The 11,161-nt window shown below is 58.9% G+C and carries 8 protein-coding genes; 1 reads left to right on the top strand and 7 read right to left on the bottom strand.

The window, feature by feature from the left end; genetic code table 11:
- Positions 1-18 precede the first annotated feature (18 nt).
- Positions 19-339: a PTS fructose-like transporter subunit IIB gene (locus ACLEXF_RS10250; RefSeq protein WP_004201463.1), complete on the bottom strand. Its 321-nt coding sequence runs from the start codon at positions 337-339 to the stop codon at positions 19-21.
- 20 nt (positions 340-359) lie between these two features.
- Positions 360-1,436, bottom strand: coding sequence for a PTS fructose transporter subunit EIIC (locus tag ACLEXF_RS10245; RefSeq protein WP_407259863.1), 1,077 nt, complete (start codon positions 1,434-1,436; stop codon positions 360-362).
- A 309-nt stretch (positions 1,437-1,745) separates the two neighbouring features.
- On the opposite strand from ACLEXF_RS10245, the gene ptsP reads away from it, so the two are divergent.
- Positions 1,746-4,247 (top strand): phosphoenolpyruvate--protein phosphotransferase, encoded by a 2,502-nt coding sequence (gene ptsP / locus ACLEXF_RS10240; protein WP_259116442.1) that lies wholly within the window; start codon positions 1,746-1,748, stop codon positions 4,245-4,247.
- 37 nt (positions 4,248-4,284) lie between these two features.
- Here ptsP and ACLEXF_RS10235 read toward each other — a convergent pair whose 3' ends face one another.
- The 5 genes from ACLEXF_RS10235 to ACLEXF_RS10215 all read right to left on the bottom strand — a co-directional run bounded on the left by ACLEXF_RS10235 (position 4,285) and on the right by ACLEXF_RS10215 (position 11,150).
- Entirely contained in the window at positions 4,285-5,250 is a 966-nt protein-coding gene (locus ACLEXF_RS10235) for a PDR/VanB family oxidoreductase (protein WP_407259862.1), read from the bottom strand.
- Positions 5,251-5,306: 56 nt separating this feature from the next.
- Complete coding sequence (locus ACLEXF_RS10230) at positions 5,307-6,755, bottom strand: NAD-dependent succinate-semialdehyde dehydrogenase (RefSeq protein WP_065697202.1); 1,449 nt, start codon at positions 6,753-6,755, stop codon at positions 5,307-5,309.
- An 18-nt stretch (positions 6,756-6,773) separates the two neighbouring features.
- The gene (gene yeaW, locus ACLEXF_RS10225; protein WP_407259861.1) at positions 6,774-7,898 is read right to left on the bottom strand and encodes a carnitine monooxygenase, oxygenase subunit YeaW; all 1,125 of its coding nucleotides are present in this window, start codon (positions 7,896-7,898) and stop codon (positions 6,774-6,776) included.
- 36 nt (positions 7,899-7,934) lie between these two features.
- Positions 7,935-9,542, bottom strand: coding sequence for a BCCT family transporter (locus ACLEXF_RS10220; protein WP_407259860.1), 1,608 nt, complete (start codon positions 9,540-9,542; stop codon positions 7,935-7,937).
- Positions 9,543-10,064: 522 nt separating this feature from the next.
- Positions 10,065-11,150, bottom strand: coding sequence for a tartrate dehydrogenase (locus ACLEXF_RS10215; RefSeq protein ID WP_017899481.1), 1,086 nt, complete (start codon positions 11,148-11,150; stop codon positions 10,065-10,067).
- Positions 11,151-11,161: the final 11 nt, after the last annotated feature.

Below are 11,161 nucleotides of genomic sequence, written 5' to 3'. Positions count from 1 at the left end.
GGCGCCCCTTGTAAGGCTTCAGGTACGCTGAGAAAGATGGCTGTCTATCTTGTTCATGATGGCGTCGGCGCGCTTGACCGCATCGCTGATATTGACGCGCACGATAGTTTTCCCGGCAAAACGCTCTTCGAATTTGATACCGATATCTTTGGTCAGGATGACCATATCGGCGGCGGCGATCTCTTCGGCGGTCAGTTCGTTTTCAATGCCGATTGAGCCCTGGGTTTCGACTTTAACCTGCCAGCCTTTGGCTTTGGCGGCGCTTTCCAGCGACTCGGCGGCCATGTAGGTGTGAGCCACGCCCGACGGGCAGGCGGTGACAGCGATAATGTGGGTCATAATCTGTTCCTTCCAGTCTGTTAGTTAATTTCGAAATCAAGATCTAATTCGTCGTCGGCTTTAGCGTCAGACGATTTCTTTTTAGCCAGCGCTTTCAGCACAATGACGCAGGCGGCGCTGACGCAGGCACCGACCAACAGCGCGGCGATAAAGCCAAGTTTGCCCTGGACCACCGGCAGCACGATGAGCCCGCCCCAGCCGGCGTAACACTGGGCCCCCAACAGCGCCGCGGTGACGCAGCCGCTGGCAGCGCCAATCATATTGGCCGGAATAACGCGCAGCGGGTCGGCAGCGGCAAAGGGAATCGCCCCTTCAGTGACCCCGACGCAGCCCATCACCAGCGCCGCTTTGCCGGTTTCCCGCTCTTCGGCGGTGAAATATTTACGGCCGATCAGCGTCGCCAACCCCATCCCCAGCGGCGGCACGGCGATGCCGACGGCGGCGATAGCCACCACGCTGTAGACCCCCTGCGAGACGCAGATCAACATGAAGGCGTAGGCCACTTTGTTCACCGGGCCGCCCATATCAAAGGCCAGCATCAGGCCCATAATGATGGCCAGCACCACGATGCTGCCTTCACGCATACCCTGCAGCCAGCCGGTCAGGTTAGCGGTTAGCGTGCCCACCGGTTCGCCGAGCCCCCACATCATGATCCCGGCGGTAATAAAGGTGCCGATGATGGGAATAATGAAAATCGGCATCACCGAGCGCAGCACCTTGTGGACCGGTATTTTTTTCAGGTAGTAGACCACCAGGCCGCCGATCATGCCGGCGATCAGCGCGCCGAAGAAGCCGGCGCCGAAGCTGTTGCCCACCCAGGCGCCGATGGCGCAGGGCGCCAGCGCGGCGCGGTCGGCGATGGAGTACCCGATGTAGGCGGCGAGAAAAGGGACCATCAGCGTCAGCCCGGCGACGCCGATGTCAAACAGCTTCTTCAGGTTGGGATCGGTGGCGGCATCGGGAACTGCGCCTTTGCCATACAACATGACGGACACCGCCAGCAGGATCCCACCGGAGACCACAAAGGGGATCATGTGTGACACGCCGGTCATCAGATGCTGGCGGGTATTTTTTAGTATTTGCACCAGTTCGTTCATTGTTTGCTCCTGAGCGCTGTAGGGCCCGTGACAGTATTGATGGCTCAACATTAGAAAAAGGGCGCCGCATAAAACAGTAGAGAAAAAGTGCATTTACTGGACATTTGTAAGGTTAGAAAGGAATTGCGATCCACCTCAAATCTTAGTGATGGCAGGAAGGATGAGCGCTAAATGGATGGAATTGTGATGGCGGGCATAAAAAAGTATCGTGTGTACAATAGTCCAGTAATTGCCAGTTTTATCACCTAGTCCCCGGCCCCTTCATTCATTACCTTTTGGGTAAATAATGGATTGCTCAGGAGGAAGGCGATGGCTCTGGTCATTGAATTTACATGTGATTTGCCAAACGGCGTGCATGCGCGTCCGGCCAGTCTGGTCGAAACGCTGTGTAACCGTTTTTCATCGGCGATTGAATGGCGCAATCTGCGCCGCGAGACCAGCGGAAATGCCAAGAGCGCGCTGGCGATCATCGGCAGCAATACCCTGAAGGGCGATGCCTGCCAGCTGGTCATTCACGGCGAAGATGAAGCCGACGCGTTCGCCGCCTTAAGCGCCTTTATCGAAAATGAATTCCCGCAGTGCGACGCGCCGCTGCCCGCTGCGCCAACGCTGGATGTTCAGCCGGTGCCAGAGTCGCTTTCACGGCTGAACCCGACGCTGTTTCATGCCCATCCGGTGTGCGCCGGCAGCGCGGGAGGGACGCTGGTTCATCTCAAATCACGCGATCTGCACGAGCTGGGCGAACTGCCGGGCGCCGTCAGTCCCGAACAGGAGCAGGCGGCGCTGGATAATGGCCTGCGCCTGCTGGTAAAAGATATCGAGCTGCGGCTGCTGGACAATGACGGTACCGCCAGCGCAATCCTCGACGCTCACCGTTCGCTGGCGACGGATGCCTCGCTGCGCCAGCACCTGCTTGGCGGTATTCTCACCGGGCTGAGCTGCGCGCAGGCGATTGTCGCCACCAGCGACCACTTCTGCGCCCGGTTCCGTGATTCCGGCAACAGCTATCTGCAGGAGCGGGTGCTGGATGTGCGCGATGTCTGCTTCCAGCTGTTGCAGCATATCTATGGCGAAGCCCGCTTTCCGCCCCCGGGCCAGCTGCGGGAGGCCGCCATTTGCCTTGCCGACGAGCTGACCCCCAGCCAGTTTCTCGAACTGGATAAAGCGCATCTCAAAGGGCTGCTGCTGCGCGGCGGCGGCACCACGTCGCACACCGTGATCCTCGCCCGCTCGTTCAATATTCCGACCCTGGTGGGGGTTGACCTCGACGCACTGTTGCCGTGGGAGGGTACCCAGGTGCAGATCGACGGCACCGCCGGATTGCTGGTGGTGGATCCGAGTCCGGCGGTGGCGCGATACTATCAGCAGGAGGCGTGGGTTCAGGCGCAGATCCAGCAACAGCAGCAGGTATGGCTGGATAAGCCAGGGCAGACGGAAGACGGTATCCGCGTCGAGATCGCGGCGAACATCGCCCATTCGGTAGAGGCGGTGGCGGCATTCAACAATGGCGCGCAGTCGGTTGGCCTGTTCCGCACGGAGATGCTGTATATGGACCGGCCCGGCGCGCCATCGGAAGATGAGCTTTACAACATCTTCTGTCAGGCGCTGGAGCCTGCCGCCGGGCGCAGCATTATTGTGCGGACTATGGATATCGGCGGTGATAAGCCGGTGGCCTATCTCAACATTCCTGCGGAAAATAACCCCTTCCTCGGCTACCGCGCGGTGCGCATCTATGAAGAGTACCAGGCGCTGTTTCATACTCAGCTGCGGGCGATTCTACGCGCCTCGGCGCACGGCGCGCTGAAGATCATGATCCCGATGATTTCCTCCATGGAAGAGATCCTGTGGGTGAAAGAGCGGCTGGCGGAGGCCAAACAGTCGCTGCGCGTTGAACAGATCCCGTTTGATGAAAAAATCCCGCTGGGCATCATGCTGGAGGTGCCGTCGGTGATGTTCATCATCGATCAGTGCTGCGAAGAGGTGGACTTCTTTAGCATTGGTAGCAATGACTTAACGCAGTATCTTCTGGCGGTCGACCGCGATAACGCGAAAGTGACGCGCCATTACAACAGTCTCAACCCGGCCTTCCTGCGTGCGCTGGACTATGCCGTGCAGGCGGCGCACCGGCAGGGGAAATGGATCGGCTTGTGCGGCGAGCTGGGGGCCAAAGGTTCGGTGCTGCCGCTGCTGGTCGGCCTCGGCCTGGATGAACTGAGTATGAGCGCGCCGGCGATCCCGGCGACCAAAGCGCGTCTGGCGCAGCTGGACAGCCGCGCCTGCCGTCAGCTGCTGAATCAGGCGATGCAGTGCCGTACCTCGCTGGAAGTGGAGCATCTGCTGGCCCAGTTCCGTATGCGCCAGCAGGAGGTGCCGCTGGTGAGCGCCGAGTGCATTACGCTCAACAGCGACTGGCGTAGTAAGGAAGAAGTGCTGAAGGGGATGACGGATAACCTGCTGCTGGCCGGTCGCTGCCGCTACCCACGCAAGCTGGAGGCTGACCTGTGGGCCCGTGAGGCGGTGTTCTCCACCGGGCTTGGCTTTAGCTTCGCCATACCGCACAGTAAATCCGAGCATATTGAGCAGTCGACCATCAGCGTCGCCCGGCTGGCGCAGCCGGTGATGTGGGGCGATGAAGAGGCGCAGTTTGTGATTATGCTGACGCTGAATAAGCACTCGGCGGGCGATCAGCATATGCGCATCTTCTCGCGGCTGGCGCGGCGCATTATGCACGCGGAGTTCCGTCAATCTCTGGTATCCGCAGAGAGCCGCGAAGATATCGCGCAACTGCTGCGCCGCGAGCTGGAGCTATGATCGGTTTTCCGGCCAGCGGCGCTGGCCGGAGAGCGAGCTATAAATCCAGCACTAACCGGCCGCCTTTGGCGCGCGAGCAGCAGATCAGCATACTCTGTTGGCTGGCTTTTTCTTCCTCGCTGTAATACTGATCGCGGTGGTCCGCTTCCCCTTCCAGAATCATCGTTTCGCAGGTGCCGCAGACCCCTTCGCGGCACAGACATTCCACCTTCGCCGCTTTGTTATTCTCAATAACCTGCAAAATGGTCATGTTCTGCGGTACGGTAAATTCGCGGCCGGAACGCGCCAGCACCAGGGTAAACGCCTCTCCGCCTTTATCCTCAACGATAAACTGCTCAAAGTGCAGCTGACTGGCGGGCACCTGATGGCGTTCGGCGGCGGCTTTCACCGCCTCGTTAAGCGCCGCCGGGCCGCAGGTATACACGTGGGTTCCGGGCTCGAGGTCGGCGAACAGGCGCGGCAGGTCGAGACGGCTGCCGAGCGCTGATACATGAATATTGACCCGATCGCGCCACGGCGCGGCGCTGAGCGCATCGACGAAAGCATTATTGTCGGCGTCGTGGAAACAGTAGTGCAGCTGCCAGTCGGCCTGCTGTTGTTCCAGTTCCGGAATATGCGACAAGAATGGCGTAATGCCGATACCGCCGGCGATCAGCAGATGTTTTCGCGCCTGTGGTTCGATGGCGAACAGGTTGTTGGGCGTGGACACCGTCAGGGTATCGCCCGGGCGCACCTGCTGGTGCATAAAGCGCGAGCCGCCTTTGGAAGGCGACTCAAGACGCACCGCAATCTGCCAGCTGGTGGTATCCAGCGGCGAGCTCATCAGCGAATAAGCATTGCTGTAGCGCTGCTCGCCATCCTGCATCTGGACGATAATATGGCTACCGCCGCTGAATCCCGGCAGCGGGGCGCCGGTCGGCGACACCAGCGTAAAACGCTTCACCTGGGCGGTGATCTGTTCAACATCGCGAACGATCGTCTCAAACATTTGATAATCAGACATCGCTGAACTCCATCAAAAATCCCGGCGTGGCCAGAGCCGCCGCCGGGAGAATACATTTATAACCCCTGGCAGAGATACTTCATCTCCAGGTAATCTTCGATTCCGTGTTCCGAGCCTTCGCGGCCAAGACCCGACTGTTTCACCCCGCCAAATGGCGCGACTTCGTTGGAAATCAGCCCGGTATTGATGCCGACCATGCCGTATTCCAGCTGCTCGGAGACGCGCCAGATACGGGCGGCATCGTTGCTGTAAAAATAGGAGGCGAGACCGTAGATGGTGTTATTCGCCTGCTCGATGACCTGCTGCTCATCGTCAAATTTCACCAGCGCCGCCACCGGGCCGAAAATCTCTTCCTGCAGCAGCAGTGACCCCGGTTGTACGTCGCCGATCACCGTAGGGGTGAAAAAATTACCGCCCAGTGGGTGCGCTTTACCGCCGGTTAACAGCGTGGCGCCGCGGCTCAGGGCGTCGTCGAGCAGGGACTGGACTTTGCGCCCGGCGTCGGCGTTGATCAGCGGGCCAATCTGGACATCGGACTCGCTGCCATCGCCCACTTTCAGGGCGGCGACGCGGGCGACGAATTTATCGCAGAATTGGTCGTAGACGGCGCGATGAATATAGAAGCGATTGACGCAGACGCAGGTTTGCCCGGCGTTGCGGAACTTGGCGATCAGCGCTCCCTCGACCGCTTTATCGATATCGGCGTCATCAAAGACGATAAACGGCGCGTTACCCCCGAGCTCTAAAGAGAGCTTTTTGATGGATTCCGCGCACTGGCGCATCAGCACGCGGCCAACTTCGGTCGAGCCGGTAAAGGAGAGCTTACGCACCCGTTCATCGCCAGTGAGAACCGCGCCAATCTCACGCGACTGTCCGGTGACAACGTTAATAACGCCCTGCGGGATCCCGGCCTGATTCGCCAGTTCCGCCATCGCCAGCGCGGTAAACGGCGTTTCGTTGGCGGGCTTTATCACCATCGTACAACCCGCGGCCAGCGCCGGGCCGGCCTTACGGGTGATCATCGCCGCCGGGAAGTTCCACGGGGTGATCGCCGCGCAGACCCCCACTCCCTGGCGGATCACCATCAGGCGTTTATCGGCGCCAGGGGAGGGGATTATCTCGCCGTTGGCACGTTTCCCTTGTTCGGCAAACCACTCGATAAATGAGGCGGCATAGGCGATTTCGCCTTCCGCTTCCGCCAGCGGCTTGCCCTGCTCGGCGGTCATTATCTGCGCCAGCGCGGTCTTGTTTTCGAGGATCAGGCGGTGCCAGTTCTTCAATAACGCGGCGCGCTGGGCGGCGGTAAGCGCGCGCCATGCCGGCAGCGCGGCAGCGGCGGCATCCACCGCCTGCTGCGCTTCCGCCCGACCCATATTGGGGATCTGGCCGAGCGTCGCGCCGGTGGAAGGGTTGCTGACGGCAAGCGTCGTGCCGTCGGCGGCGTCGCGCCAGCTTCCGGCAATCAGCGCCTGCTGGCGAAACAGATCTGAGTGAAACACTGACATAGCCAACTCCTTCAACGATTACGGCTGGAACACCTGGGCCACCAGATTGTGGAAATGCGCGATACCGTGCTCGGAGATACCGCTGCCGCTGTTATCCGCCATAATGCGCCCCTGGCCGCGATAGCCGCGGGACTTCAGCCCCTTCTGCACGCTTTCCACCAGGCGTAAATCTTCCGGGCGGAACACGTCGCGATACCACTCAATCAGCGCTTTCTGATCGTCAGTCAGCTCTTCGTTGGTGAAATAGATGTCGTAATTCTGCAGAGTGGTCTCTTCATCCACCGGGAATTCATAGATCACGGTCATCATGCCCTTGATCGGCGTCACGTTGAACATGGTGCACGGCCACAGCCAGAAACCGTGGAACGCGGCGTCGGTACCTTCTTCGAATTTAAACGACTGCTCGGACGGCTTGGCGAAGCCATACTGCAGCGTCCATTTGCCGTGCATGGTGTGCCAGTAACGGTCAACCTGTACGGAATCCGAGAAGCCCGGGTGCGCCGGGCCGCAGTGGTAACATTCCAGATAGTTATCGACGATATTTTTCCAGTTCGCCGGGGTGAGAGTGGTAAAGCGCGCCGCCAGTTTCAGATCATGCACGTCCGGGCAGGCTTCCAACACTTTGTCCTGCAGGCCCGGCAGCTGCGTTTCCACGCTCTCCGCTTGCGGGGTCATATTGATAAACACAAAGCCGGCATACTCTTCCAGGCGAACCGGCACCAGCTGCGCCTTTTCGCTATCGAAATTCGCCACGTTTTCGCAGTTGCGGGCGTGGGCGAGATTGCCGTCAAGCTTGAAGGCCCAGGCGTGATAGGGGCAGGTAATCACGTTTTTGGCTTTACCTTCACCGCTCAGCAGCTGGTGGCCGCGGTGCGGGCAGACGTTATAGAAAGCGCGCAGAATGTTGTCGCGGCCGCGGACGATAACGATATTTTCGCCAATGATCTCCCGGGTGATGTAGTCGTTCGGCCGGGCGACCTCGCTGCCGTGAGCGACGCAAATCCAGCTATTGGCGAAGATGCGCTCTTTCTCGTGTTCAAACGCCTGGCTGTCGGTATAAAAACGGGCCGGAATGGTCCAGGCATCCTGCGGATTGGCGCAAAAGTTAATCGGCAGAGTAAAGTCAGGGCTCAAATTGCTCATGTAAGGTCACCTTGTGATTATTGTCAGTAAGAGGTTTTACAGCGACTGGCCGTCGCCTTTGAGTACCGTGCCAACCGGTAGCGTCTCGGCTTTAATCATTGGCTCGGGCGTATAGGTTTCTATCTGATTGACCGGCACGTGGGCGTAGTCCTGTTTTAGCCAGCGCACGAAGCCGCCGGTTTTAATCAGTAAAATGGCCAGGAATGGTAGGGCGGTCAGCACCACGGTGGTTTTCATGGTCTCAAGCGAAGCGCCGGTAAACAGAATTGATAGCGGGATGAGGGTGATTACCACGCACCAGAACAGGCGCATGCCGCGATCCGGATCGTCGCCTTCGCGCAGGTTGCGGGTGCTGGTCGCCGCCATGGTGTAGGCCACCGCATCCATATGCGAGGCGAGGAAAACAATCATCACGAACAGATAGGCGGCGAGGAACAGCTTACCTGCCGGCAGCGACATCAGGACCTGCTGGACGGCGGTTTCGCCGCCAAGAGTCTGCATCACCTGCGGTACGTTAATCACGCCGTTAACGAACTGGTGCATGGCGTAGCTTTCCATCACCCCAAAGAAGAACCAGCAGCCGGCGGTGCTACCAAGGAGCAGTCCCCATATCACCTCTTTGATTTTGCGCCCGCGGGAGACGCGGGTGACGAACATCGCCACGCCCGGGGTATAGGAGATCCACCACAGCCAGTAGAAGACGGTCCAGTTGCGGGTAAAGGCGCCGTCGCCGAGGGGATCGGTAAACAGGCTCATCTGCAGGAAGTTCTGAGTCGTCAGGCCGACGGCGTTAATGATGTTATTGGTGATGAATTCGGTTGGGCCAACCAGTAATACCACCAACGGCAGCAGAAATGCCCCCCAGCCGACCATTTTGCTCAGGCGCTGCAGGCCGTTGTTGATGCCAATCCACGAACTCATGCAGAAAATCCCGCCGGAGAGCAGGATCACAAACGCCTGCACGGTGAAGTTATCCGGCAGCCCGGTCAGCGCTGACAGGCCGCGGGTGAAGGTGGCGGCAGTGACCACCAGCGAAATGGTTAACGCGCCGACGGTAGCGATCAGGAACATCAGATCGACCAGACGGCCCCAGAAGCCCTGCGGACTCACTCCGGTGATCGCTGAAATGATCCCGGAGAGGCTGAGGCCTTTATTTTTCCGCACGTGGAAGTGATAGGCCATGATCAGCGAGGCGAGAGTGTAGGTCGCCCAGGCGCTAACCCCCCAGTGGAAGAAAGAATAAGGGATGCTGTATTCCAGCGCTTTCGGCGATTGCGGGGCAATGTTCAGGCCCGGGGTCTGGTAGTAATAAGCCCATTCGGCGACGCCCCAGTACAGCGTGGAGGAGCCGAGCCCGGCGCAGATAAACATAAACAGCCATGAGAGGGTACTGTATTCGACTTTACCTTCGCCGAGACGGATATTGCCGTATTTGCTGGTCGCCAGATAGAGCACCAGTCCCAGCGCCAGCAGCACCAGTACCTGTACCGTGGAACCCAGCAGGCGGGTCACGCCGTTAAAAATCGAATCAGCCGCCTGCGCGGTTTGCTGCGGGAAGAGACTTAATGTAGCGGCGATGAAAACAATGGCCGCCAGGCTGATGGCAATCAGCGGCACATCTTTTTTCTTTACGTTGCTCAACATGGGTGATCTCCTGGGCATGATTGCCCGTCGGTGGCTTTAGCCTGTCGTTGTTATCACGCTGTAGGGTCAAGGTTCGTAGCAAAAGCTATTAACAATCGGATTATTTCTTCGTTACATGAATTAAACAATTGGCCGTTTCGTGAAGCAATAAAACACGGAACGGAAATAATAAAAGGTGAATTGGCGCAGGTTCTGTCTTTTCAGGAATTAATAAAGTTTGACGCTGTGATGCGGTCCACTTGTCAATCGTGGGGGATTCTGCATAGCGAAAAGAGAGGGAAGTTGGCGCAGGTCTTCCCGGGTAGCGGCTGCGCCTTACCCGGGCTACGGTCCGTGCGGCCTGCCTTTAATTTATTCACCATTGTTGCTGAAACTGCCGGTGTTGGCGGCCTCAACATCGCTGAGACGTTCCCGGCAGGTCGGGGCAGCCCGCAGGGATGCGGGCTGAGGGCCGTGTTTTTACATTATTGTGCCTTTTGTAGCCCCGGTAAGCGCCGCGCGACCGGGGAGCGGCTTGGGTAATTACGCCAAAATGGCTTTGCAGATAGCGTCGCTGACCTGTTGCGTTGACGCGCTGCCTTTCATATCCGGGGTTTTCGGCCCGCTGGCAATCACCTGCTCAATCGCCGCCAGAATGCCGTTGTGCGCGGCGTGATAGCGCTCATCGCCGTTGCCGAGAAAATCGAGCATCATCGCCCCGGCCCATATGGTGGCGATCGGGTTGGCGATATTTTTACCATAGATATCCGGCGCCGACCCGTGAACCGGTTCGAACAGCGACGGGAAGGTGCGCTCCGGGTTGAGATTCGCCGATGGCGCAATACCGATGGTGCCGGTACAAGCCGGGCCGAGATCGGAGAGAATATCACCGAACAGATTGGAGCCGACGACCACGTCAAACCGCTCCGGCTGCAGCACGAAGCGGGCGCACAGGATATCGATATGCTGCTTGTCCCAGCGAATATCCGGATAGTTTTTGGCCATCTCTTCCACCCGCTCATCCCAGTAGGGCATGCTGATCGCCAGACCGTTGGATTTGGTTGCGGAGGTCAGCGTTTTGCGTGGGCGGCTTTGCGCCAGTTCGAAGGCGTAGCGCAGGATCCGGTCCACGCCGCGGCGGGTAAAGACCGACTCCTGAATCACCACTTCATGCTCGGTGCCTTCATTGGCGCGCCCGCCGAGGGCGGAATATTCGCCTTCGGTATTTTCGCGCACCACGTAAAAATCGATATCGCCGGCCTTTTTGCCCGCCAGCGGGCAGGGGACGCCGGGGAACAGACGCACCGGACGCAGGTTGACGTATTGGTCAAACTCACGGCGGAACTTCAGCAGCGACCCCCACAGCGAAATGTGGTCGGGAACGGTATCCGGCCAGCCGACGGCGCCGAAGTAGATGGCATCGAAGCCCTGCAGCTGCTCGCGCCAGTCGTCCGGCATCATCTTGCCGTGATGGGCATAATATTCGCAGCTTGCCCACTCCATCTGCTCGAAGCTCAATGACAGATCCCAACGCTGTGCGGCGGCTTGCAGCACGCGAATCCCTTCAGGCAGAACTTCTTTGCCAATTCCGTCACCCGGGATGGCGGCAATACGATAGTTTTTTTTCATTCCGGTTCTCA

It is taken from the genome of Klebsiella pneumoniae complex sp. WS1778 (genome assembly GCF_049472055.1).
Classification (GTDB): Bacteria; Pseudomonadota; Gammaproteobacteria; order Enterobacterales; family Enterobacteriaceae; genus Klebsiella; species Klebsiella quasipneumoniae.
The sequence above is the reverse complement of the archived record's forward strand: the minus strand, read 5'-3'. Positions and strand labels throughout refer to the sequence as shown.

Bases quoted from the DNA above. Each gene is read 5' to 3' on its own strand.
- ACLEXF_RS10250 (WP_004201463.1), bottom strand. From the start codon at position 339: ATGACCCACATTATCGCTGTCACCGCCTGCCCGTCGGGCGTGGCTCAC.
- ACLEXF_RS10245 (WP_407259863.1), bottom strand. From the start codon at position 1,436: ATGAACGAACTGGTGCAAATACTAAAAAATACCCGCCAGCATCTGATG.
- ptsP (WP_259116442.1), top strand. From the start codon at position 1,746: ATGGCTCTGGTCATTGAATTTACATGTGATTTGCCAAACGGCGTGCAT.
- ACLEXF_RS10235 (WP_407259862.1), bottom strand. From the start codon at position 5,250: ATGTCTGATTATCAAATGTTTGAGACGATCGTTCGCGATGTTGAACAG.
- ACLEXF_RS10230 (WP_065697202.1), bottom strand. From the start codon at position 6,755: ATGTCAGTGTTTCACTCAGATCTGTTTCGCCAGCAGGCGCTGATTGCC.
- yeaW (WP_407259861.1), bottom strand. From the start codon at position 7,898: ATGAGCAATTTGAGCCCTGACTTTACTCTGCCGATTAACTTTTGCGCC.
- ACLEXF_RS10220 (WP_407259860.1), bottom strand. From the start codon at position 9,542: ATGTTGAGCAACGTAAAGAAAAAAGATGTGCCGCTGATTGCCATCAGC.
- ACLEXF_RS10215 (WP_017899481.1), bottom strand. From the start codon at position 11,150: ATGAAAAAAAACTATCGTATTGCCGCCATCCCGGGTGACGGAATTGGC.